We start from the raw sequence: 24,128 nt of genomic DNA, 5'->3' as shown, positions 1-24,128 counted from the left end.
AGTACTCTTAATTGGTCTTATTTTGCAGTATTATAGTGGCTTAATTGCGCTTTTTATTGGCACTTTAATACTCCGTGGAGATATAGTGAATAACCAGTTTCAAATCAAGCTTATTGTTAGACGCGTGAAAGCCTTGGCTCCTTTACAATGGCTGCAGCAAGCTTGGCAGATATTTAAACAAGCGCCTCTGATTTGGCTGTTAATGTTTGCCACCTTAATTTTAACGGCGCTATTAGGTTCGTTGCATACGATATTAAATATTATTGCGTTATTTCTTAGCCCATTTTTAACCGCGGGTATTTATAAAAGTATTGTTGCAGTACAAAAGAAAGAAACCATAAAATATTCAGATCTGTTTATTCCTTTACAGCAGCCAAACTGTCGTATGGTGTTTATTCGCTTAGCTGCAGTAAACATACTTGCTGCCGTACCGCTTAGTGTTCTTGCTCAACATATTTTCACTCAACAACAAAGTGGCATTCATGACCCTTGGTTAATGCTATTGTTTGTTGCGAGCTCTATTGTTATTTGGATGGTATTTGCTTATGCGGTCGCTATTGCTTATTTTTTACAAGAGCAGCGGCTGTTAGCTATTATGCAGGCGAGTTTTGTTGCTTGCTGGCGTAATATTACGCCTTTAGTGGTTTTTGCTGTTTTAAGTTTTTTATTAACGCTGCTAACAGTGCCAACGCTATTTATTGGCTTAGTTGTGGTGATCCCGATCTTAAATATCGCTTTTTTCTTATCTTTTAATGACTTTTTTGCCTTACAAGTTAAACCAAAAGATGATGAAGGTGTATTGGAAGTTTAATTGTGCTTGAGGCTAAAGCGTTAAAGCATAAAGCCTTAAGTTGGCTAACAAGGCGCGACTATAGTGAGTTAGAGTTACGTCGGCGTTTGCAGCAGCTTGGTGGTTTAGAGCAAGATATAGAACAAGTAATTGCTTGGTGTAAAAGCTATGATTATTTAAATCAACAACGTTTTATTAGTATGTTGGTGCGCAGCCGCAGTAATAAAGGTTATGGCTATAACTATATCGCCCAAGAGTGTAAACAACATAATATTGCTGTTGACGAGCTAAAGCGGTGTCTAGCAGAATTAAATATCGATTGGTTTACGCTGGCTAGGCAGGTATATAGCAAAAAATATGCGGATAGCCCTGTGACTGATTATAAAGAAAAAATGAAACGCATGGCGTATATGCAACGTCGTGGTTTTAGCATAGAACAAATACACTCTATTTTTACTGAGTAGTAACTAAATTTAATAACTTTATTTTGACTAACCTTATTTTGAATAACACAACGTGGACAGGATTTTTTCATGACAATGACTTCGGCAAATATCAGGCGCGCATTTTTGGATTTTTTTGCAAGTAAACAACACCAGATAGTGCCCAGCAGTTCGCTGATCCCAGGAAATGATGCCACTTTGTTATTTACTAATGCCGGTATGGTGCAATTTAAAGATGTGTTTTTAGGTCAAGATAAACGCAATTATAGCCGTGCCGTATCGTCACAACGCTGTGTACGTGCGGGCGGTAAACATAATGATTTAGAAAACGTCGGCTATACCGCTCGTCACCATACCTTTTTTGAAATGCTAGGTAATTTTAGTTTTGGTGATTACTTTAAGCGTGAAGCTATTCAATATGCTTGGCAGTTTTTAACAGAAGAAGTAAAGCTACCAAAAGAAAAGCTATTAGTTACTGTTTATGAAACCGATGATGAAGCTTATGCTATTTGGTTAAACGAAATTGGTGTGCCTGCAGAACGAATTATCCGCATTGGTGATAACAAAGGTGCCCCTTATGCGTCAGATAACTTCTGGGCTATGGGTGATACTGGCCCATGCGGACCTTGTTCTGAAATATTTTATGATCATGGCGATCATATATGGGGTGGCCCTCCAGGTTCAGCTGAAGAAGATGGTGATCGTTTTATTGAAATCTGGAACATTGTTTTTATGCAGTTTAATCGCCAAGCTGATGGCACAATGGAACCTTTACCTAAGCCGAGTGTTGATACGGGGATGGGGCTTGAGCGTATAGCGGCTATTTTACAAAATGTGCATAGTAACTATGAAATAGATACCTTTGTTGCTTTAATTAACGCGGCTGCAAAGATTACCGGTGCGACTGATCATAGCAATAAGTCGTTACGAGTTGTGGCTGATCATATTCGTAGTTGTGCTTTTTTAATTGTTGATGGTGTGCAACCTTCAAATGAAGGCCGTGGCTATGTATTACGTCGTATTATTCGTCGTGCGGTTCGTCATGGTAATCAATTAGGTGCTAAAGGTGCCTTCTTCTATCAGTTAGTTGCTGAATTAATTAATCAGATGGGTGAAGCTTATCCAGAGCTGGCGCAAAAACAAGCGGTAATAGAAAAAATTATTAAGTTAGAAGAAGAGCAGTTTGGTAAAACCTTAGAACGTGGTTTAGATATTTTAGAGCAGGCCCTACAACAGCTAGAGGGCACTGTATTACCTGGCGACCTAGTATTTAAGCTTTATGATACTTATGGTTTCCCAGTTGATTTAACCAACGATGTGGCCCGAGAGCGCAACTTAACTATTGATCATGATGGTTTTGATGCTGCCATGGCCGAGCAACGTAAACGGGCTCAGCAAGCGTCAAATTTCTCGGCCGATTACAATGCTAATTTAACTACCGAGCAGCAATCTGACTTCACAGGCTATAACGATGAAACTAATCAAGCTAACGTACTAGAGCTGATAAAAGATAGCCAAGTTGTGGCCCAGCTTAATGATGGCGAAACCGGGTTAGTTATTTTAGATCAAACACCATTTTATGCCGAGTCAGGTGGTCAAGTAGGAGATACCGGCACGTTAAGTTTGCCGTCAGGCGCGGTATTTAAGGTCGAAGATACGATTAAATTAAGCAATGCAATTGCCCATAAAGGCAAGATGCTAGGAAGCATTAAGCAAGGCGATAGTGTTAATGCTCAAATTGATAGTGGCCGCCGTGCTGCTATTAAACAAAATCACTCTGCAACTCACTTATTGCATGCCGCTTTACGCCAAGTATTAGGTGAGCATGTCACGCAAAAAGGCTCATTAGTGCAGCCAGATAGACTACGTTTTGACTTTAGTCATTTTTCAGCTGTTACTGCAGACGAATTACGCCGTATAGAACAACTGGTTAATGAACAAATTCAGCAGAATCATCAGTTAAATACCCGTTTAATGTCTATTGAACAGGCCAAAGAGGCTGGCGCTATGGCATTATTTGGCGAAAAGTACGACGACGAGGTTCGGGTATTAAGCATGGGTGAATTCTCAATTGAGCTTTGTGGTGGCACTCACGTAAAACGCACTGGCGATATTGGTTTGGTGAAATTGGTTTCAGAAGCGGGGATTTCTTCAGGTGTACGTCGCATAGAAGCTTGTAGTGGTTCAGCTGCTGTGGCGTATGTCCAACAACTAGAGCGACAAGCTCAGCAGGTGGCAGCCGCACTTAAAGGTGATGTGCTTAGCATTGCTGAGCGGGTAGAGCAGTCGTTAGAGCGCAGTAAGTCGTTAGAAAAAGAAATTGACCAGTTAAAAGCTAAATTAGCCAGTCAAGCGAGTGCCTCTATTTTAGACCAAGCAGAAGAAATTGCTGGTGTAACAGTATTAATTGCTCAGTTGCCAGCCACAGAGCCTAAGGCTTTACGGACTATGCTTGATCAGCTTAAAAATAAATTGAGTTCTGCGGTTATTTTATTGGCGACAGTTAATAATGATAAAATTAGTTTAATAGCTGGAGTAACCTCAGATACGACTAATAAAGTGCATGCTGGTAAGTTAGTGGGTTGGACGGCAGAGAAACTGGGTGGTAAAGGCGGTGGCCGACCTGATATGGCACAAGCAGGTGGCACAGATGTGCAAGCCTTAGGCTCTGCATTAGAGGCAGCTAAAATGCAAGTGAGTGAGCAGTTAAGCTAAAACTTAGCTATTATCATATAATTACCACAGTAACCCAAGACGTTAAGTGCTACTGTGGTAGTTAAAGCCGAATAGATCTAGTGTGCAGTTGATTGAGCTTAGAAATACTTAGATATACCGAAAAATAGCTTGAAAATAGTTATTGCTTGCTACACTTATAAGACATTTATTATAAATAACTAATAAATGTCTTTATTTGTAGCATCAGGCATTTAATCCTGACTGATGCTGGGTTATTATTAATGACTAAAATTCCTCAGTGTTCTTGGCATTGAGTAAACGAAACAGGAGCAAGCGAATGCTAATTCTTACTCGTCGTGTTGGTGAGACGCTGATGATAGGTGATGAAGTTACAGTGACCGTTTTAGGTGTTAAAGGAAACCAGGTTCGCATTGGTGTCAATGCGCCAAAAGAGGTTTCTGTACATCGTGAAGAAATCTATATGCGTATTCAAGCAGAAAAAGGCACACCTGATGGTGATTTTCAGGAGTAAAGTTAATTTTTTAAACTGCGAATATTATTTTATATAGTATTGATTTCACCCGATTAACGCTGTTTTAATAAACAATTGTTTAAAAGGTCGCCAAACAGACAGCGTATTACTAAAAATTGTTTGACATATTTTCTTAAGACTTTAATATACACGCCGCAACACAGCGGAGAAATGGCCGAGTGGCTGAAGGCGCACCCCTGCTAAGGGTGTATAGGGGAAACTCTATCGAGGGTTCGAATCCCTCTTTCTCCGCCATTTTTTTAGACCGGACGCATAGCTCAGCTGGATAGAGTACTCGGCTACGAACCGAGCGGTCGGAGGTTCGAATCCTCCTGCGTCCGCCATCTAAAACTAAATGGCGAATAAAGAAAGACGTTGCAAAATACAATGCAGTACCAAGTTTTTTACTTAACTTTGAAAAGTAATGCAGTACCCCGGACGCATAGCTCAGCTGGATAGAGTACTCGGCTACGAACCGAGCGGTCGGAGGTTCGAATCCTCCTGCGTCCGCCATATTACGAAGAGCCCGCTTAGGTGAAAACCAAAGCGGGTTTTTTAATGTCTAAATTTCAGAATGCATGACGCAGTGGGGTGAGAAGCTCCGTAGAGGTTCGACCAATTTGTCTGGAACAAATTGGCCCCGCGTTTTGCAATTTATTATCTAAACTCTATACGATATGCTATAAATACTCTGTAAATAATCGCTAATTTATTCAGCGTAATAATGATTAGCCCCGCAATAATCTAGCTACAGATATTCAGTGAGCCAATTCATCGTGACGGTTGTAACTGCACCTCAAACCAAGACAGAACTTGTCTATGCTGATAGCCCGCAAACGGTATTATGTCGGCATTGTGATCTTGTTCAACACATAACACCTTTAATAGCAGGTCAAGAGGCGTGTTGTAGCCGTTGTAACCATACTTTAGATGCTAGGCATCAACAACCCATTCTAAGGCCAGTGCTTTATGCGGCAACTGCACTGTTTATGTTGTTATTAGCCAATTTATTTCCCTTTGTTAGTATGTATGTGGCAGGGGACCGGCATCAGATGAGTTTCTTTGATACTTCATCAGTATTATTCCAGCAACACCACCGATGGTTAGCTTTGCTTATTTGGCTGTTAATTCAAGCTATTCCAGCGTTTTGCATGTCGGCTATAATTTATTTAAAGCTGGGCATGATATACAAGCTGCCGTTTAGAGTCTGGGTGGCGCGAGTGCTGTATATGCTAAAGCCATGGAGTATGGTTGATATATTTTTAATGGGGCTGATTATTAGCTTTGTAAAACTTGTTGCAGATGCTGAAATATCTTTAGGCCCTAGTTTTTGGGTGTTTTGTATTTTTTGTTTATTACATTTACGGGTATTTCAGGTGATTGATCGTCGTGAGCTGTGGTCTAAAATCGCTGCCACACCTGCCTTAGCAGTATCCGCAAAAGTAGGTGTTACAGGGTTAGAGCAAGGGCTAAAACTATGTCAGGTATGTACCGCTATAGTACCGTTGGCTCACAAGCACTGCTCACGTTGTCAAAGCCGAGTGTTTGCCCGCCAGCCTAGAAGTTTACAAAATACTTTAGCTTTATTGGTAGCTGCTATTATTTTATATATACCGGCAAACTTATTACCAATAATGATCACGGTTTCCTTTGGCGATAAGTTAGAATCAACTATTATAAGTGGCTTAATTATTATGTGGCAGGAAGGCGCTTACCCTGTTGCAATTATTATCTTGATTGCCAGTGTTATTGTTCCGGTGGTTAAAATTTTAGTCTTGCTGTGGTTATGCTACTTAACTCGTTTGGCTAATTCATCAAGACAGCGCTATTCAACTAAAGTATATCGTGTTGTCGATTGGATTGGCCGCTGGTCTATGGTAGATGTTTTGGTGGTGGCAATTATGGCAGCTTTAGTTAGGTTTGATTTGTTGATGACTGTTTATCCAGGAGTAGGCGTAATTGTGTTTGCTGCTGTGGTAATTATAACTATGTTAGCCGCATTAAGTTTTGATCCACGGTTATTGTGGGACACACGTCTGGTTAACGAGGGGAAAATAAGTGACTGATAGCGAAAGTACAACAGCAAAGGTTAGCAGTATTAAGCAATGGTCACCTATTTGGTTTGTTCCTTTAGCTGCGATCTTAGTGGGTTGTTGGATGTTATATAATAATTTTCAACAGCAAGGGGCTTTGTTAACTTTAGTCGCTGAGAACGCAGAAGGTATCATAGCTAATAAAACCCAGATTAAAAGCCGTAGTGTTGATGTTGGCCAAGTCGTGTCGGTTGAACTAAGTGAAGATTTAAAGCAGGTTATTATTAAAGCGCGCATGAAACCAACTATTAGCGCTATGTTAAATCAAGACTCGCAGTTCTGGGTGGTAAAGCCACAAGTAGGCCGTGCTGGGGTAACCGGTTTAGATACCTTATTGTCGGGTGCTTATATAGAGCTACAGCCTGGTGACTCAGAGGTTGAGCAGCGTCAATATCAGCTACTCGCGGCCCAGCCTGCGGCTCCTGCTGATGCGCCTGGCGTAAGAGTGATGCTGAGTGCTTCAGATACCAGTGGTTTAGCCGTTGGTGATCCCGTTCTATACCGAGGTTACGAGGTGGGTACTGTTGAGTACAGCGAATTTAATTTAGAGCAAAAACGTACTGAGTATCAACTTTTTATCCGAGAACCCTACGATAGCTTAGTGTCTGAGAATGTACGATTTTGGCTTAGCAGTGGTTTTTCATTTGATCTTAATGCTGAAGGGTTACAGGTTGATATTGCCTCTGCTACTACCTTATTAAGTGGTGGGGTTAGCTTTGACTTGCTGCAAGGCTGGCCCATAGGCAAAACAGTTGAAGATGGGGCAGAGTTTCAGCTGTTCCCTAATAAACAACGGGTTCAAGAAGGAATGTATAATGAATATGTTGAGTATTTATTATTTTTTGATGAGTCTGTACGCGGTTTAAAATCGGGTGCTCCGGTTGAGTATCGAGGTATTCGCGTTGGTACTGTAGCAAGTGTGCCCTTTTTCTTTTCGTTTGAAAAACCATTTGAAATCTCTTTACAGCAAGGTATACCGGTTTTAATTCGGATTGAAACGGGGCGTTTATATGAAAATCTCAGTGTTAGCCAGCTAAAAGCTGAGATTGATAAAGCGGTAGCCAAAGGAATGCATGCGAGCTTAAAACCTGGCAACTTACTAACCGGTAGCCTATTTATTGAATTAGCATTAAATAATGATCCTAACATTGTTGAATCGCAAGTTAACTTGCTGGCTGAGCAAAGGCGTTTGAGCACCAATGCTGGCTATCCGATGCTGCCAACGGCGCGAAGTGGGCTTAGTAATATAGAACAAAAAGTTTTAATGGCGCTAGATAAGATTAATAATTTACCAATAGAGCAATTGCTTGTTCAGGGGGATAAAACCTTACAAAGCACTGATGCATTAATGCAAAGCGCTGCAGTGTTAATTCAACAAGTGGACGCTTTGTTAACGTCACCGCAATTACAGCAACTACCAGAAGATTTAAAACTGAGTATGCAAAAGCTACAAGATATGTTGTCGGGCCTTAGTCCTGGCTCTGCGGCATATGATCGTTTAGACACCAATTTACAAACGTTAGATCAGGTATTAAGAGATGTGCAGCCGATTTTGCAGTTATTAAATCAACAAAGTAATGCGCTGTTTTTTAGCACTGAAACTGCAGCGGATCCTGAACCAAAGAGAGCCAAGCCATGATGAGAATTTTTGTTAGTACTATCACTATTGTTTGGTTAGCAAGTCTTACTGCCTGCAGTAATGCAGTTTCTGTGAATTATTACCAATTAAATGCTAGCCAAGCACTGACGGTGAATAATGAGGTAACCAAGCCGATCTACATACAGCCCGTGCAGGTAGCTAGCTATTTAAATAGTAAGTCGATAGTAATGCAAATGTCTGAGGTTGAGCTAGTCTTAGCGAGACAACATTTATGGGCAGAGCCGCTGTATCAACAAATCCAACGCCAGTTAGCCAATAACCTTGATGCAACTAGTCATAGTTACAGTGTAGTCTTGCAACCAAGCAATGAAGCTATTCAATTGACCGTTTATATAGAACAATTTCATGGCACAGCAAAAGGCCATGCATTGATAAAAGGGCGTTTTAGCCTAAAGCAAACAGAGACTAACATAACACAGCATCATTTTGCTTATCAGCTGCCTTTAGAGGCTGATGGTTATGCTGCTTTAATTTATAGTTTAAGCCAAGGGCTTGAATTTTTGGCTGCTGATATCTTACAACAGTTACCCTCTTTAGGGGCAGATTAAGCAGGCTCTAATCTATCGAATAGTTTAGCTACGGTCACGGTGTCGCAATTATGTTATTACCTATTATTCTTATTGTTAATAACAACTATTAATCCTGGTTATTTAGCGACAGAGGTATAAACCCGCATAATGACTACCAATTTAGCTGGCAGTTATCAATAGAAAGAGTTAGTGCTAAGCTAAACGCTTGGTTTATATAAGCCGGACGAGTGAAATTAAGAGGAGTTATGTATGGTCACAGCCTTACTAGTTGAGTCTGCAGGCTTAATGTTAATTGGCATGGGGTCGGTGTTTTGTTTTCTTTGGCTGTTGGTCATTTTTGTTAGTTTATTAAGTCGGGTGACGCAACGTTATTTCCCGGTCACGACAAAACAAAGTCCTGCTGATAACAACTCAAGCTCAGCTAATACACTTTCACCAAGTATTATCGCTGCCATTACAGCCGCAATTCACCAGCATCGACAGCCGCATTAAAAAGGATCATATTATGAGCAAGCCATTATTATTAACTGAGTTAGTGCTGCGTGATGCGCATCAGTCATTATTAGCCACCCGTTTACGCCTTGAAGATATGCTACCTATCGCCGAAAAGTTAGATCAAGTTGGTTATTGGTCAATTGAGTCTTGGGGCGGAGCAACTTTTGACTCTTGTATCCGCTATTTAGGTGAAGACCCTTGGCATCGCATACGTGAGCTGAAAAAAGCCATGCCAAATACTAAGCAGCAAATGCTGTTACGGGGGCAAAACTTACTTGGTTACCGTCATTATGCCGATGATGTTGTTGAGGCTTTTGTTGAGCGAGCCCATAAAAATGGTGTCGATGTATTTCGTATCTTTGATGCCATGAATGATATTCGTAACTTACAAACCGCGGTGCAAGCGGCCATTAAAGTGGGCGCGCATGCTCAAGGCACTATTTCCTACACGGTGAGTCCTGTTCATACCATAGATATGTGGGTGGATATGGCGCGGCAGCTAGAGGATATGGGCTGTCATTCTATTTGTATTAAAGATATGGCCGGCTTACTAAAGCCTTATATAGCAGAAGAATTAGTAACACGGATTAAAGAAGCAACTAAAATTCCCTTAGCTATGCAGTGCCATGCTACTACAGGACTAAGCACAGCAACCTATCAAAAATCGATAGATGCTGGCATTGATATTCTAGATACCGCAATCTCCTCGATGAGTATGACTTATGGTCATAGCGCCACAGAAACTATGGTGGCTATTACAGAAGGTGAATCTCGTGATACTGGGCTTAATATTGAGCTTCTGGCTGAGATTGCTGCATATTTTCGTGATGTTAGGAAAAAATATGCCCAATTTGAAGGCTCGTTAAAAGGGGTTGATGCGCGAATTTTAATTGCTCAAGTACCAGGCGGCATGCTAACAAATATGGAAAGCCAGCTTAAAGAACAAGGGGCTTTAGATAAGTTAGATGAGGTTTTAAAAGAAATTCCTCGGGTGCGTGAAGATTTAGGTTTCTTACCCTTAGTTACGCCAACATCGCAAATTGTTGGCACTCAAGCGGTGCTTAATATTTTAACCGGCGAGCGTTATAAGAGTGTAACCAAAGAAACTGCTGGCGTGCTTAAAGGCGAGTATGGTGCAACCCCTGCTGCGGTGAATAAAGCATTACAAGATAAGATCCTAGCCGGTGAGACAGCAATAAGCTGCCGTCCTGCTGATTTAATTTCTCCTGAACTTGATAAACTCACGCTTGAGCTAACCGAGCTAGCTAAAACGGAACAAATTCGCTTAGCCGAAGCTAAAATAGACGACGTGTTAACCTATGCTTTATTTCCACAAGTTGGCTTAAAGTTCTTAAAAAATCGTGATAATCCTGCGGCTTTTGAGCCAGCGCCTGAGGAGTTAGCAGAGCAAGAGGAAAAGGCTAAAGCCCAAGCTCAAGCTGTACAAAACGCTGCCACTAAACCTAACGAGCCGGCTAGTTATAGCGTTAGGGTTGACGGTAAAGTGTATCAGGTAGAAGTCGCCAGCGGTGGCGAGTTAACGGCTATTAAGCCTGTGGTTTCTGAGAATATTCCTGGTAGTGCTTCTATGACTGGTGCTGCAACGTTAAATGCCCCTTTAGCCGGTAATATCTGGAAAATAGTCACTAAAGCAGGCGCCCAAGTGAAACGAGGCGATGTGGTTATTATTATGGAAGCGATGAAAATGGAAACCGAGGTACGTGCTGTTGCCGATGGTACTGTTTCTAATATCCATGTTGCTGCGGGTGATGCTGTAAGTACTGGTGATGTGCTAATTAGTTTTGATTAAGGCTTTGCGTAAGGATATTTCATGGACTCATTAACTACGTTGATTGCCTCAACCGGACTAGCGAATTTCACCTTTGGCCAAGTCGTGATGATGCTAGTCGGTTTTGGCTTACTTTATCTGGCCATTGCCCGAGGTTTTGAACCACTGCTGCTGTTGCCTATAGGTTTTGGTGCCATTTTAACTAATATCCCATTAGCAGGCTTATCTGAGCCTGGCGGTATTCTATACATGATTTATGATGTTGGTATTGCTACCGGGATTTTTCCCTTACTTATTTTTATGGGGGTGGGAGCTTTAACCGATTTTTCTGCTTTAATTGCTAACCCTAAAATGCTATTTCTTGGTGCTGCCGCTCAGTTTGGTATTTTTGCTACTCTTATAGGTGCTGTTGCTCTTAATGTTGTACCGGGTTTAAGCTTTACCTTACAAGAAGCGTCGGCGATAGCTATTATTGGTGGAGCCGATGGTCCGACTGCAATATTTTTAGCCTCTAGGCTAGCGCCTGATCTATTAGGTGCTATAGCCGTTGCTGCCTATTCTTATATGGCGTTAGTACCGTTAATACAACCGCCAATAATGCGCGCTCTAACGTCTAAAGCTGAGCGGAATATTCAAATGCATCAATTACGCGAAGTGAGTCAAAAAGAGCGGATTTTATTTCCGCTATTAGTGCTTTTATTAACTATTCTACTGTTGCCAAGTGCATCACCGCTAATTGGTATGTTTTGTTTAGGCAACTTAATGCGTGAGTCTGGCGTGGTGGATAGATTAAGTAAAACTGCGCAAAATGAGCTAATTAATATCGTAACCATTTTTTTAGGTTTAGCCGTTGGCTCTAAGCTTAGTGCGGATAAGTTTTTAACTATGCAAACATTGGGTATTTTACTGTTAGGTGCAGTGGCCTTTGCTATAGGCACAGCCTCAGGGGTGTTAATGGCAAAAGTCATGGCTAAGTTCTCTAAAGAGCCTATCAATCCATTAATAGGAGCCGCAGGGGTTTCTGCGGTGCCTATGGCAGCACGAGTAGTGAATAAAGTGGGGCTAGAGGCTAACCCGCATAATTTCTTATTAATGCATGCTATGGGCCCTAACGTAGCCGGTGTGATTGGCTCAGCGGTAGCGGCAGGTATTCTGCTAGCACTAGTAGGTTAGCTAGGATAGTGCTGAGTGTGGGCTGTAGTGTGCCCCAAATAGTAGGCACTCAACACTAACCGTTTCAAACTAAATTTAAGTGTATATACGGTTCGGTTTACCCATACTAACACCCCGTAAACCCATCCATGGGGGCTCATTTCCGCCCGTCCAGGGCTCCAATGGTTAGTTTAGGGTAAACCGAACCTCCACAATTTATCTTAATGAACTCAGTAACACCTGATACAAAAAAGCCAATCAGATGATTGGCTTTTTTGTTTTAAGTCTAACTCAACATTCAACACTCACCCCTCAAACTTAGGGTGCTGCTGTAGGTTCATTTTCTGTTTTAGCTAGCAATACTCTTTCGTTAGTTTGTAGCTGAGCTAAAATTTGCTGCGCTTGTTGGGTGAATAATTGTTTCTCTGTGCCTTGCAATGGCGTTGCTTGTGGCAGCTTAATAGTGCGAGGGTTACGGTGTACGCCATCTAATAAAAACTCATAATGTAAATGCGCGCCAGTAACGCGTCCTGTTGCACCTAAACGACCAATTGTTTGGCCTTGACGCACTTTCTCGCCTTTTTTAACTTGCCGTTTAGATAAATGCAGGTACTTAGTCACAATATTATTCGCATGCTGAATAAACACATAGTTGCCATTTAATTTGTTATACGCTGATGCGACAACTCTACCATCACCTGCCGCCATAATAGGGGTGCCGGTAGGGGCAACGTAATCAACACCATTATGAGGGCGTACGGTTTTTAAAACCGGATGTAAGCGGCGAGGGTTAAAGTTAGAGCTTACATATTGGAAACTAACAGGCGCTCGTAAAAATGCTTGGCGCATACTAGCACCGTCTGGCTTGTAATAATTACCGTCAGTATGACGTACTGCTTGGTATAAATGACCTTGGTTTTGAAATTGGGCGGCAACAATATTGCCAGTACCAATAAACTCACCATCAACAAATTGGGTTTCGTAAAGGACGCTAAAGCTGTCGCCTGCACGTATATCTAAACCAAAGTCGATATCCCAGCCAAAAATACCGGCAAGGTTCATAATCTGAGAGTCAGATAAGCCAGCTTCAACACCAGCATTCCAGAAATTACCGCGAATTACAGCGCTAGAAAATTGTTGGCGTAGCTCAACTTCTTTTTTTAATTCTTCAGCAATAAAGTTGCCTTCATCATTTCTGCTAATACGCAGTGTAGTTAAATGGTTTAAGGCATAACGCAACTCTTGTAATTCACCGGTTTGATCTAGACCAAATTCTAATTGGTCGCCGGGAAACAGTCGGGTTAAAGTTTTGGTGCTTGCACCTAAATCTAAAATGCTTAACATAGTTTTTTGGCTAACATTGGCTTTTTTAAATAAAGCAGATAACACGTCGCCTTTTTGTACCGAGAGTGTCGACCAATTTAAAGACAGATCTTCCTCTGGTAATTCAGGTAAGCTTGCAATGGCTTCTTCTTCGGCTAGATCTTCAGCTGTTTGAGGTAAATCTAAGCTGTAGCGTTTACCTATTTCAAGAGCTTTAGCTTTAGTACCTTTAGATGCAGCGGCTTGCTCTGAAGGCAATAATAATACAATAGATAACAGCACCGAAATACCGACAATTAATACGCGGTGCGGCTTGGGAATTTTAGTGACTAAAGAATGCATAATACTAGTCTAATCTCAACAAACGTATAAAAACCGAGCATAAACGTTTTTTTTCTAATACACCAGACTTTTGTGCGTTTGCAGGGGCTTGCACATGCTATAGAATAGGCATAATTTAGTATTAATTTTAACTATCGGGAGATAAAAATGGCAGACTGGGAGCTAGCTTTAGCGGAATTAAAGCGCGGCTGCGAAGAAATTTTGCTTGAAGAAGAGCTGATTGCCAAATTAAAAGAAGGTAAGCCTTTGAAAATAAAGGCGGGCTTCGACCCAACAGCCCCAGATTTGCATTTAGGGCATACTGTACTAATTAATAAGTTACGTACTTTCCAACAACTTGGTCATGAAGTCATCTTCTTAATAGGTGATTTTACTGGATCTATTGGTGATCCAAGCGGTAAAAATGTCACTCGCAAACCGCTTAGCCGTGAAGAAGTGCTAGCAAATGCCGAAACCTATAAAGAACAAGTTTTTAAGATTTTAGATGCAAATAAAACCCGTATTGCTTTTAACTCTGAGTGGATGGAGCAATTAGGCGCTGCGGGGATGATTAAATTAGCTGCTCGGCAAACGGTAGCCAGAATGTTAGAGCGTGATGATTTTAAAAAACGCTATGCCAATAATCAATCTATCGCCATTCATGAGTTTTTATATCCTTTAGTTCAAGGCTGGGACTCTGTGGCTTTACAAGCTGATGTTGAAATGGGCGGTACGGATCAGCGCTTTAATTTACTAATGGGGCGCGAGCTACAAAAAGATGAAGGGCTTCGCCCGCAAACCGTAATGATGGTGCCTTTATTAGAAGGGTTAGACGGTGTGCAAAAGATGTCTAAGTCATTAGGTAACTATGTTGGTATCACTGATGCGCCTAATGACATGTTTGGCAAAATAATGTCTATTTCTGATACGTTAATGTGGCGTTATTATGACTTACTCAGCTTTAAACCAATAGAAGAGATAAACGCATTAAAGCAGCAGGTTGCTGATGGCGCTAATCCAAGAGATATTAAAATTCTATTGGCTAAAGAAATTATTTCGCGTTTTCATAATGAGGCAGCAGCAGAAGCGGCTCATCAAGATTTTATCCAACGTTTTACAAAAAATGCGTTACCAGATGAAATTCCAGAGCAAAGTATTTCATGTTCAGCGGCCAGCATGCCAATTGCGAATGTATTAAAAGAAGCCGGTTTAGTCGCCAGCACTTCAGAAGCTATTCGAATGATTAAGCAAGGCGCAGTTAAATTAAATGGTGAAGATAAAATTACCGATACTAAGTTAGAGGTGCAAAAAGGCTCTAATGATATCTATCAAGTTGGTAAGCGTAAATTTGCAAAAATCTGTTTAATTTAAATAAGTTAACCAAAATGATGCATTGCAAGTTAGAAACTGCTGTGCATCTCACTTCTTTGTTTATCTAACGTTTAAACTTAGCATCCTTAATTATCTGCACTACACTGATAGTAGAGTAATAATAAGGAGACTCGCATGACAGCATCAGCTCATTTCGCCCGAAAACTTAACGTTGGTGGCAAAGAGTATCAGTATTATAGTTTAGCAACGGCCAGTGAAGACTTTGGCGATATTGCCCGGTTACCTTTTTCATTAAAAGTATTACTAGAAAACTTAATTCGTAACCTTGATGGTGACAATGTTAGTGTTGACGATATAAAAGCCTTGGTTGAATGGCAAAAAACGGGTCGCTCTGATCGTGAAATTGCTTATCGGCCAGCGCGAGTGTTAATGCAAGACTTCACCGGTGTTCCTGCTGTAGTAGATTTAGCAGCAATGCGAGCTGCTGTCGCGTCATTAGGTGAAGACCCCACAAAAGTAAACCCATTATCTGCTGTAGATTTAGTGATAGACCACTCAGTAATGGTAGATAGCTATGCTAACCCAGAAGCCTTTCAACGCAACGTAGAAATGGAAATGCAGCGTAACCATGAGCGTTATGCGTTTTTACGTTGGGGCGCAACAGCCTTTAATAATTTTAGGGTAGTGCCACCAGGAACCGGTATTTGTCACCAAGTGAACTTGGAGTATCTAGGGCAAACGGTGTGGACAAATAATGATACTGATACGCCAACTTTATATCCTGATACGTTAGTAGGTACTGACTCACATACCACTATGATTAATGCGTTAGGCATTTTAGGTTGGGGAGTGGGTGGTATTGAAGCAGAAGCGGCTATGCTAGGCCAGCCGGTTTCGATGACCATACCTGAAGTTATTGGTTTTGAGTTTGTAGGTGAACTGCAGCCGGGTATCACGGCGACTGACTTAGTTTTAACTGTTACACAATTACTACGCGCCCATGGTGTTGTCGGAAAATTTGTTGAGTTTTATGGAGATGGCTTAGATAAGTTGTCGCTGGCTGATAGAGCAACTATTGCGAATATGGCGCCAGAATACGGCGCAACTTGTGGCTTTTTTCCAGTTGATCAAGTAACGCTAGACTACTTAGCCTTAACAGGCCGTGACCAAGCATTAATTGACAAAGTTAAAACCTATACCCAAACCCAAGGTTTATGGCGCGAAAAAGGTCATACACCTATTTTCTCTGATAGCTTACGCTTAAATTTATCTGAGGTTGTAGCTTCATTAGCTGGGCCCAAACGGCCACAAGACAGAGTTAGTTTACCTGGCTTAAAGAAACATTGTCATGACACCCTAGAGCTTAATATTGATGCCGATAAAGAAAGCCGTAAGGCTTTATTAAATGAAGGCGGTGGTCAGCCACAAGCTGAACATGCTCCTGATCAAGACATTGAACTTGCAGGTGAAACATTTAAGTTAAAAGATAATGCTGTTGTTATTGCGGCGATTACTTCTTGTACTAATACGTCGAACCCAAGTGTATTGATGGCAGCAGGGTTATTAGCTCAAAAAGCTTTAGCTAAAGGTTTACAGCGCAAACCTTGGGTGAAAAGTTCTTTAGCTCCAGGCTCTAAAGTGGTAACTCGTTACCTTGAGCAAGCAGGATTAATGACACCTCTAGAGCAACTAGGTTTCCATTTAGTGGGGTATGGTTGTACGACTTGTATTGGTAACTCTGGCCCATTAGCGGATGTTATTGAGAAGAAAATTAGCTCTGCGGACTTAAATGTGTCTGCTGTGTTATCAGGTAACCGAAACTTTGAAGGCCGTATTCACCCCTTCGTTAAGTCAAACTGGTTAGCATCGCCACCGTTAGTGGTTGCCTTTGCGTTAGCCGGCACTATTGATATTGATTTAACTACTGATCCTTTAGGTGAGGATAACGACGGCAATCCAGTTTATTTAAAAGATATCTGGCCTGATAATGCTGAAGTTGCAGCTGCTGTTAACCAAGTGCAAACCAGCATGTTTACCAAAGAATATGCCGAAGTGTTCTCAGGAGATGATGCTTGGAAAAATATTGAAGTATCGAAAGAAAAAACCTATCCATGGCCTGAGTCAACTTATATTAGGCACCCTGATTTTTTCCAAGGCTTAAGTAGAACACCTGCAGCTATTGAAGATATTGAAGATGCACGCTTATTAGCTTTATTAGGTGATTCTGTAACAACCGACCATATTTCGCCCGCAGGCGCAATAAAAGCATCTAGTCCAGCAGGTGTTTATTTGCAGCAACAAGGGGTTGAAAAAGCAGACTTTAACTCTTATGGCTCTCGTCGAGGTAATCATGAAGTTATGGTACGTGGTACCTTTGCTAACGTTCGGATCCGCAATGAAATGGTACCTGATGAAGAAGGTGGCGTAACTCGACATTATCCGTCGGGTGATAAACTCGCCATTTATGATGCGGCGATGCGTTATCGTGAGCAAGGCTTACCTATGGTTGTAGTGGCAGGTAAAGAGTATGGTACTGGTTCTTCACGTGACTGGGCTGCTAAAGGGACCTTAATGCTTGGTGTGCGTGCGGTTATTACTGAATCATATGAGCGGATCCACCGTTCTAACTTAATAGGCATGGGGGTTTTACCCTTACAGTTTTTAGCAGGAACAGATCGTAAAACCTTGCAACTTAAAGGTGATGAACGATTTAGTATCCGCGGTTTAAATAATTTAAAACCCAAGCAAAGAGTGCCGGTACTGATTACTTATGCCGATGGTTCACAGCAGGAAATAGACGTAGTTTGTCGAATAGACACCGGTAACGAGCTGTCTTATTACCAGCACGGTGGTATTTTGCATTACGTATTACGTAATATGATTGGAAGTGCTTAGTTAAAAGCAGTGATGAGTGCTTAGTTTTTAATGTTAAGTGCTAAGTGAAAAAAAGCCCTGGTCCGCGTTATTAATTCTAACGCTCACTAGGGCTTTTTTATGGTTATTTATTTCTAGGCAGTAAAGGCTGGTCCGAGCGAATATGTAAATCGCGCTGCGGGTAAGGGATGGTTATTTTTGCCTCTTTAAAGGCTCGCCAAATAGCGACATGAATATCTGATTTTACCGTATCTTCTCCAAGCTCAGGATCACCAATCCAAACACGTAATTCAATTTCAATACCGTTATCAGCAAAGCTTTTTAGCATCACTGTTGGTGCTGGTGACGCTAGCACCCGACTTGATTTATCAGCACAGCGAAGCATGATAGCCATCGCTTCTTCAGGATCGTCGTTGTAGCTGATTTGGATCATGATCTTTAATCTTACATTACGATCATCATAACTCCAGTTAATTACTTCAGAAGTAATTAGATTCTCGTTAGGAATTAAGGTATCAACCCCTTCACGATTACGGACAACAACATAACGAGCTTTTAGTTCATGCACCCAGCCATAATTACCACCAACAGAAATAACATCGCCTGGTTTAATTGAACGGTCTAATACTAAGATAAAGCCACTGATAAAGTTTGAAGCAATTCGTTGCAAACCAAAGCCTAAACCAACGCCTAAGGCACCGCCAAAAATAGCGAGTGAACTTAAGTTTATTCCTACTGCATTTAGGGCGATTAAAAAAGCTAAGGTAATTAAAAACACTTTACTAAATTTACTAAAGCCAACCTGCATGCTAGGGCTAATATGTTTAGAGCGTTTTAAGCGTTGAGTAAATAATTCGGCAAGCCAAATTGCCAAGGTAAATGCAATAATTACCACTAAAATAAGTTTAATTACGGCTAATAACGAGACTTTACTTTCGCCTAAGGTGAAGGATAAATTATCCATTGCCGTTAACAACGGGGTTAATAGCTCAGTTAAATGCAAAATAACAATCAACCAAATCATCGTTGCGATGGCAGTTTCAGAGGTTTTTGCTAAAGCGCTAGCAATAAAGGCTTTACGTAAAATATATAAAATAATACGAATAACACCTAAGGCAAGTACTATAGGTATTAAGAAGTTAATTACTAAAAAAGGTAAATTTAATTTTTTTAGTATAAAGCTACTTAAACTCAATAACAAAGCTAAGGTAAAAGGCCATAAGATGCGCTGTGAACCTCGCACAGCCATGCGCCGTATACCTGAAATTGTTTGCGCATTTAAATGTAGTCTACGTTGTAAATAATGATTTAGGGTATAAGTGATTGTAATAGACAATAAGATAAAACCAAATTGCCACCATAAATCTACTTGCTGTAGTAGCTGTAATGCGTTTTTTTGCAGTAATAATAGTTGTTCAGACATAGGCCAACTTCTTAAATAAAAAATCGAGAAAATTTAACAGATCTAGCACAGCTAAACTATCAATATTGATAGCTTTCAAGTGAAGAGCAAAAGTATAAAATTCAAATAGCTGTCTTACTTAGCTTAGCAAGGTAAATGTGATGGGCAAAGTGATCAGCGCGAATAAAATGCCTAGACCAATAATACCACTAACTAACCTTGGGGCTAATCCTGCCATTATGGCGATAGCCCCTGCTGATATCATCGGTGGCATGGCTGCTTGAAATATACTAATGGTTACCGCCATACCGCTTTTTCCTAAGCTAAACCACAGCGCTGCGGCTAATAGCGGCATAAGTAAAAGTTTAATTAGCATGGCGCTAATTAATGGGCTTAATTCACTTTTACTAAAGTTTATGGTTAAGCCAAAGCCTACGGCAATCATAACAACGGGTACTAAAGTAGCAGATAAATTATCAATTAGAGTTTGGCTAAACTCTGAATACCCCAAGTCTCGTAATAATAGCCCTATGACTAAAGCAATAAAGGATGGAAACGAGACTATTTTAACTACAATATTTTTTAACGTTGGTTTTGTTGCGCTAGGACTATAAATCGCTGCAATAATAGTGGCATAAGTGGCTAAAGCAATAAAAGAGCCAACTTGATCATATACCACAGCATAAGGCATTGCTTCAGGACCAAATAAGGCCTCTGTCATCGGAAAGCCTAAAAAGGAGGTATTGCCCAAAGGTAAAATAATCAGTAAAGCACCCGTAACGTCAGAAGACCATTGCAATACTTTACTTAAGGCTAATATCAGCAGTGCTACAACAATAAGCAGCAGCCAGGGAGTAATTGCGGGGATCAGTAATTCTGACGAAAAATGTAAACGAGGAGCATTTTGTAAAATTAATGCCGGTAATGCAACGTAAAGTACATACATATTAAATGCTATACCACTACTTTCTGGCATAGCAGGAATACGGCGTAATAGGGCGCCAATAATTAAGTAAATTAAAACGAGATAAAAGTTTTCCATGCTTATAGGCTAGCTTTAAAAGCGCTAATGAGTTGCTCTTTTTCTTTCTTGGTTAATTGCTTTATTTGATACTCAGCTTTGCTGGCGCTAGCCCGATCTGGAAACGGCTGTTGAAACACCAGTTGTAAAGGGCCTTTACCACGAAGCGCTTTAGCACCGCCCGCCAGTTCGCCTGTATGTTGGCGTAAGCGTCGCTTGGGATCGGTTGAGATACCAGTATATAATTGATTACTATGGGTTCGTACCATATACAAATACCAGCTCGTACTCATTGCAAATAGGTTGCTTTGTTGGCTTCTGTTATACTGTTTATATTACAGCAGATAGCGCATAGTGCGGCTAAGGGCTGGTTTAACAGGATTTCAAATGTCATTTCAATCATTCGCATTGGCAAAACCCATTTTAAAAGTATTAACAGAGCAGGGCTATGATCAAGCCACGCCAGTTCAGAGGCAAAGTATTCCGGTTATTCTTGAAGGAAAAGACGTTTTAGCTGGTGCTCAGACAGGTACAGGTAAAACGGCAGCCTTTACTTTACCACTGCTGCAGCAGATGCTCAATGCGCCTAAAGTTGTCGCTAAAAATCAGGTTAGGGTGTTAGTGTTAACGCCAACGCGAGAGCTAGCACAACAAGTGCATGATAATGTGTGTAAATACAGCCAATACTTAGATATTCATTCTGCGGTATTTTATGGCGGCGTATCGATAAAGCCACAATATGAAGCAGCAGAGCAAGGCCTAGACATTTTAGTGGCTACACCTGGGCGTTTGATTGATCACTTACATCAAAAAACAATAGATTTGTCGGCCTTAGAAGTCATGGTGCTAGATGAAGCTGATCGCATGTTAGATATGGGCTTTGTTGTTGATATAAAACGTATTATCGCTAAGCTACCAGAGAAAAGGCAAACCTTATTATTTTCAGCAACTTACTCTAATGATATTAAACAACTTGCAGAGCAATTGCTGCATAATCCAACCTTAATTGAAGTTGCAGCAACGAATGCAACCGCTGACAGCGTTGAGCAACTTGCTTATTTAGTCGATAGGCACCGTAAGCGTGAACTATTATCTCATCTAATTGGCCGCCATAATTGGCGTCAGGTACTAGTGTTTGTGCGCACTAAGCACGGTGCAGATAGATTAGCCAAACAGCTAGCTAAAGATGGCTTAAAATCGGTATCAATACATGGCGATAAAAGCCAAGGAGCCAGATCAAAAGCGCTAGCAGATTTTAAACAAGGCACGGTTCGGGTGATGGTCGCGACAGATATTGCCGCCAGAGGCTTAGATATAAACGAACTGCCATATGTAGTTAATTACGACTTACCGCAAGTAGCTGAAGACTATGTGCATCGAATTGGTCGCACCGGTAGGGCGGGTAATACGGGCGTTGCGCTAAGTTTAATTATTCCTGCTGAAATTACGGCACTGCAAGAAATTGAACGATTAACTCAGCAAGTTATTACACCTGAAGTTTTACCTGGTTATGAGCATGATCCTAACTATGTTACCCCAGAAGAAGGTGAGGCTAGAAACAAAGCGGCGAAAAAAGGGCCAAGACAAGGACCAAGTAAAGGTGCGATAAAAGCTAAGTTAAGACAAAAAGCGTTAGCTAAAAAATAATAAAAAGCCTGTAAAATGCAGGCTTTTTTGTTTCTGCTTAGCGCTTAACACTGACTGTTCAAAGCAGTAGCTTAATCAGTCAGTTGCGTTGGGCTAAATTACCAACCACATTGCTGGCCTTTATTTTGCTCATCTAAATAAGTTTGTAATGGAGCAAAGTAGTCAAGTAACGCTGTGGCATCCATTTCTGGCTTGCCCGTTACAACTTCTAATGCTTGCTGCCAAGGTTGACTAGAACCCATCTCTAACATTTTGTTTAGTTTAGCTCCAGCCTCTTTACTGTTATAAATAGAGCAGCGATGAACCGATTCTTCACTACCGGCGATATCACATAATGCCTTATGAAATTGGAACTGTAATATATGGGCTAAGAAGTAACGAGTATAAGGCACATTACCGGGTACGTGATATTTAGCGCCCGGATCAAAATCAGTTTCTGTACGGGCTACAGGTGCAGTGATGCCTTGATATTTTTCACGTAATTTCCACCAAGCTTCGTTATATTGATCTGGCGAAATTTCACCATTGAATACTTGCCAGCGCCATTGATCTACCATTAAACCAAATGGAATAAAGGCAACTTTATCCATGGCCATTTTCATTAATAAACCAATATCTTTAGACTCATCAGGTACAGTGTCTAATAAACCAATTTGTTTTAAATAATCAGGTGTTACTGATAAGGCAATAGTGTCGCCAATGGCTTCATGGAAACCATCATTAGCACTTTCTTGATAATAGACGGGTTGATCTTTATAGGCACGTTGGTAGAAGTTATGCCCTAACTCATGGTGAATAACTGAGAATTCTTCGCCGGTGCGTTGAATACACATTTTAATGCGTAAGTCGTCTTTTGCATCTAAATCCCAAGCTGAAGCATGACACTCTACATCACGATCGGCAGGCTTAGTAAATAAAGAGCGGGTCCAGAATGTATCAGGCAAAGGATCAAAACCTAAAGAGGTAAAAAAGCCTTCAGCGCCTTTTACCATCTTAATTTCATCATAGTTATGTTTAGCGAGTAACTCTGTAACATCATAACCAGGATCGGCATCGGCAGGCGCGACTAAATCATAGATATTGCCCCAGCTTTGTGCCCACATATTACCTAATAAATGAGCTGGAATAGGCTTATCTAATGGCACTTTGTCAGCGCCATATTGCTCTGATAGCTTGGCACGAACATGACAATGTAACGAGTTATATAAAGGCTCAACCTGGCCCCATACACGGTCTAATTCAGCAGCAAAGTCATCTGCTGGCATATCATATTTAGAGCGCCACATAGCACCAGTATCTGCATAACCTAGCTCTTTTGCGCCTTCGTTGGTTAGCTCAATTAAGCGTTGATATAGAGGCCGCATTGGCTTACTAATTTCACGCCAGCCTTGCCACATTTCTAATTGCTCATTGTAATCACGGCTAGAGGCCATAACGGCAGACATTTCACCTAAAGACATGCAGCTACCATCAGCTTTGCAGTATTTACCTTTACCATAAAGGCCACCTAACTCCGCTACAATCTTAGCCATTTCAGCTGTTTTAGCGGCATCTTGCGGAGCTGGTAAAGTTAAAGTTAACTTTAATTTATCTAGTTTGCGACGGCTGTCAGCAGATAGCTTTACTTGATCAAATTTAGCAGCAGCAGTGGCTAATTGGATCATTTCTACAGTTAGCTTTTCATTTATATCGGCAGATAATGACGCGGTATCTTCGGTGATAAAGTTTGAGTAAATCCACTCTGCACGATTAGACTCTAAAAATAGTTGAACTAATTTTTTTTCAGTTTCAGCTAAAAATGCAACCGCATCGGTTTCTGTTAACGCTTGTTGAGTAACAGCGCTTTTATTCGTTGCACTATCGGCCTTCTGGGTATTATCACAGGCAGTGAGTAATAAAGCTGAGCCTACCAATATCGCCGTAATTGAAAGTTTAAGGGGTTTCATAACATAGCCTTATATTGATTATCATTGGGTAAGTTGCTAATGCAGTTACAAGCACTTTCGCCTGTTAGTTTCGCTACAAGTATAAACGTAATTTAACTAAGA

At 41.0% G+C, this 24,128-nt stretch carries 18 protein-coding genes and 3 tRNA genes; 16 read left to right on the top strand and 5 right to left on the bottom strand.

Annotated features, from left to right (window positions below; genetic code table 11):
* Positions 1 to 85 precede the first annotated feature (85 nt).
* The 13 genes from ACRCA4_RS07450 to ACRCA4_RS07390 all read left to right on the top strand — a co-directional run bounded on the left by ACRCA4_RS07450 (position 86) and on the right by ACRCA4_RS07390 (position 12,181).
* Complete coding sequence (locus ACRCA4_RS07450; protein ID WP_433186334.1) at positions 86 to 811, top strand: hypothetical protein; 726 nt, start codon at positions 86 to 88, stop codon at positions 809 to 811.
* 2 nt (positions 812 to 813) lie between these two features.
* Entirely contained in the window at positions 814 to 1,254 is a 441-nt protein-coding gene (locus ACRCA4_RS07445; protein ID WP_433186331.1) for a regulatory protein RecX, read from the top strand.
* A 75-nt stretch (positions 1,255 to 1,329) separates the two neighbouring features.
* Complete coding sequence (gene alaS / locus ACRCA4_RS07440) at positions 1,330 to 3,948, top strand: alanine--tRNA ligase (RefSeq protein WP_433186638.1); 2,619 nt, start codon at positions 1,330 to 1,332, stop codon at positions 3,946 to 3,948.
* Positions 3,949 to 4,246: 298 nt separating this feature from the next.
* On the top strand, positions 4,247 to 4,441 hold the full coding sequence (gene csrA, locus ACRCA4_RS07435) for a carbon storage regulator CsrA (protein ID WP_433186328.1): 195 nt from the start codon (positions 4,247 to 4,249) through the stop codon (positions 4,439 to 4,441).
* Positions 4,442 to 4,606: 165 nt separating this feature from the next.
* Positions 4,607 to 4,696 (top strand) — tRNA-Ser (locus tag ACRCA4_RS07430).
* Between the two features lie 12 nt (positions 4,697 to 4,708).
* A tRNA-Arg gene (locus ACRCA4_RS07425) sits at positions 4,709 to 4,785 on the top strand.
* 92 nt (positions 4,786 to 4,877) lie between these two features.
* Positions 4,878 to 4,954: transfer RNA gene (locus ACRCA4_RS07420), tRNA-Arg, on the top strand.
* Positions 4,955 to 5,202: 248 nt separating this feature from the next.
* A complete protein-coding gene (locus tag ACRCA4_RS07415; protein ID WP_433186325.1) occupies positions 5,203 to 6,507 on the top strand; it encodes a PqiA/YebS family transporter subunit in 1,305 nt (434 codons plus the stop codon).
* Positions 6,500 to 8,173 carry an intermembrane transport protein PqiB gene (gene pqiB / locus ACRCA4_RS07410; RefSeq protein ID WP_433186322.1) on the top strand — a complete coding sequence of 558 codons (1,674 nt, stop codon included), beginning with the start codon at positions 6,500 to 6,502 and terminating at the stop codon, positions 8,171 to 8,173. Before ACRCA4_RS07415 ends, pqiB begins: the two co-directional genes overlap by 8 nt.
* Complete coding sequence (locus tag ACRCA4_RS07405) at positions 8,170 to 8,742, top strand: PqiC family protein (protein WP_433186320.1); 573 nt, start codon at positions 8,170 to 8,172, stop codon at positions 8,740 to 8,742. Before pqiB ends, ACRCA4_RS07405 begins: the two co-directional genes overlap by 4 nt.
* Positions 8,743 to 8,973: 231 nt before the next feature.
* Positions 8,974 to 9,216: an OadG family protein gene (locus tag ACRCA4_RS07400; protein ID WP_433186317.1), complete on the top strand. Its 243-nt coding sequence runs from the start codon at positions 8,974 to 8,976 to the stop codon at positions 9,214 to 9,216.
* A 13-nt stretch (positions 9,217 to 9,229) separates the two neighbouring features.
* The gene (gene oadA, locus ACRCA4_RS07395) at positions 9,230 to 11,029 is read left to right on the top strand and encodes a sodium-extruding oxaloacetate decarboxylase subunit alpha (protein WP_433186314.1); all 1,800 of its coding nucleotides are present in this window, start codon (positions 9,230 to 9,232) and stop codon (positions 11,027 to 11,029) included.
* Between the two features lie 21 nt (positions 11,030 to 11,050).
* Positions 11,051 to 12,181: a sodium ion-translocating decarboxylase subunit beta gene (locus ACRCA4_RS07390; RefSeq protein WP_433186311.1), complete on the top strand. Its 1,131-nt coding sequence runs from the start codon at positions 11,051 to 11,053 to the stop codon at positions 12,179 to 12,181.
* 297 nt (positions 12,182 to 12,478) lie between these two features.
* Here ACRCA4_RS07390 and ACRCA4_RS07385 read toward each other — a convergent pair whose 3' ends face one another.
* Positions 12,479 to 13,825: a peptidoglycan DD-metalloendopeptidase family protein gene (locus ACRCA4_RS07385; protein WP_433186308.1), complete on the bottom strand. Its 1,347-nt coding sequence runs from the start codon at positions 13,823 to 13,825 to the stop codon at positions 12,479 to 12,481.
* A 147-nt stretch (positions 13,826 to 13,972) separates the two neighbouring features.
* Between ACRCA4_RS07385 and tyrS the strand changes: the two genes are divergently transcribed.
* Entirely contained in the window at positions 13,973 to 15,175 is a 1,203-nt protein-coding gene (gene tyrS, locus ACRCA4_RS07380; RefSeq protein WP_433186305.1) for a tyrosine--tRNA ligase, read from the top strand.
* A 135-nt stretch (positions 15,176 to 15,310) separates the two neighbouring features.
* Positions 15,311 to 18,031, top strand: coding sequence for an aconitate hydratase AcnA (gene acnA, locus ACRCA4_RS07375; protein ID WP_433186303.1), 2,721 nt, complete (start codon positions 15,311 to 15,313; stop codon positions 18,029 to 18,031).
* Between the two features lie 103 nt (positions 18,032 to 18,134).
* Here acnA and ACRCA4_RS07370 read toward each other — a convergent pair whose 3' ends face one another.
* From ACRCA4_RS07370 to ACRCA4_RS07360, 3 genes are all read right to left on the bottom strand, one after another.
* Positions 18,135 to 19,433, bottom strand: coding sequence for a mechanosensitive ion channel family protein (locus tag ACRCA4_RS07370; RefSeq protein WP_433186300.1), 1,299 nt, complete (start codon positions 19,431 to 19,433; stop codon positions 18,135 to 18,137).
* Between the two features lie 118 nt (positions 19,434 to 19,551).
* Complete coding sequence (locus ACRCA4_RS07365) at positions 19,552 to 20,454, bottom strand: AEC family transporter (protein ID WP_433186297.1); 903 nt, start codon at positions 20,452 to 20,454, stop codon at positions 19,552 to 19,554.
* Positions 20,455 to 20,456: 2 nt separating this feature from the next.
* Positions 20,457 to 20,702 carry a GIY-YIG nuclease family protein gene (locus tag ACRCA4_RS07360; protein ID WP_433186294.1) on the bottom strand — a complete coding sequence of 82 codons (246 nt, stop codon included), beginning with the start codon at positions 20,700 to 20,702 and terminating at the stop codon, positions 20,457 to 20,459.
* A gap of 118 nt (positions 20,703 to 20,820) precedes the next feature.
* Between ACRCA4_RS07360 and ACRCA4_RS07355 the strand changes: the two genes are divergently transcribed.
* Positions 20,821 to 22,080 (top strand): DEAD/DEAH box helicase, encoded by a 1,260-nt coding sequence (locus ACRCA4_RS07355; protein ID WP_433186291.1) that lies wholly within the window; start codon positions 20,821 to 20,823, stop codon positions 22,078 to 22,080.
* Between the two features lie 98 nt (positions 22,081 to 22,178).
* Here the strand turns inward: ACRCA4_RS07355 and ACRCA4_RS07350 are convergent, their stop codons facing one another.
* Positions 22,179 to 24,026 carry a M2 family metallopeptidase gene (locus tag ACRCA4_RS07350; RefSeq protein WP_433186289.1) on the bottom strand — a complete coding sequence of 616 codons (1,848 nt, stop codon included), beginning with the start codon at positions 24,024 to 24,026 and terminating at the stop codon, positions 22,179 to 22,181.
* Positions 24,027 to 24,128: the final 102 nt, after the last annotated feature.

This window comes from Rheinheimera sp. WS51, from assembly GCF_050936095.1.
In the GTDB taxonomy this organism is placed as follows: Bacteria; Pseudomonadota; Gammaproteobacteria; order Enterobacterales; family Alteromonadaceae; genus Alishewanella.
The sequence above is the reverse complement of the archived record's forward strand: the minus strand, read 5'-3'. Positions and strand labels throughout refer to the sequence as shown.

Bases quoted from the DNA above. Each gene is read 5' to 3' on its own strand.
- alaS (WP_433186638.1), top strand. From the start codon at position 1,330: ATGACTTCGGCAAATATCAGGCGCGCATTTTTGGATTTTTTTGCAAGT.
- csrA (WP_433186328.1), top strand. From the start codon at position 4,247: ATGCTAATTCTTACTCGTCGTGTTGGTGAGACGCTGATGATAGGTGAT.
- ACRCA4_RS07405 (WP_433186320.1), top strand. From the start codon at position 8,170: ATGATGAGAATTTTTGTTAGTACTATCACTATTGTTTGGTTAGCAAGT.
- ACRCA4_RS07400 (WP_433186317.1), top strand. From the start codon at position 8,974: ATGGTCACAGCCTTACTAGTTGAGTCTGCAGGCTTAATGTTAATTGGC.
- oadA (WP_433186314.1), top strand. From the start codon at position 9,230: ATGAGCAAGCCATTATTATTAACTGAGTTAGTGCTGCGTGATGCGCAT.
- ACRCA4_RS07390 (WP_433186311.1), top strand. From the start codon at position 11,051: ATGGACTCATTAACTACGTTGATTGCCTCAACCGGACTAGCGAATTTC.
- ACRCA4_RS07385 (WP_433186308.1), bottom strand. From the start codon at position 13,825: ATGCATTCTTTAGTCACTAAAATTCCCAAGCCGCACCGCGTATTAATT.
- tyrS (WP_433186305.1), top strand. From the start codon at position 13,973: ATGGCAGACTGGGAGCTAGCTTTAGCGGAATTAAAGCGCGGCTGCGAA.
- acnA (WP_433186303.1), top strand. From the start codon at position 15,311: ATGACAGCATCAGCTCATTTCGCCCGAAAACTTAACGTTGGTGGCAAA.
- ACRCA4_RS07370 (WP_433186300.1), bottom strand. From the start codon at position 19,433: ATGTCTGAACAACTATTATTACTGCAAAAAAACGCATTACAGCTACTA.
- ACRCA4_RS07365 (WP_433186297.1), bottom strand. From the start codon at position 20,454: ATGGAAAACTTTTATCTCGTTTTAATTTACTTAATTATTGGCGCCCTA.
- ACRCA4_RS07360 (WP_433186294.1), bottom strand. From the start codon at position 20,702: ATGGTACGAACCCATAGTAATCAATTATATACTGGTATCTCAACCGAT.
- ACRCA4_RS07355 (WP_433186291.1), top strand. From the start codon at position 20,821: ATGTCATTTCAATCATTCGCATTGGCAAAACCCATTTTAAAAGTATTA.
- ACRCA4_RS07350 (WP_433186289.1), bottom strand. From the start codon at position 24,026: ATGAAACCCCTTAAACTTTCAATTACGGCGATATTGGTAGGCTCAGCT.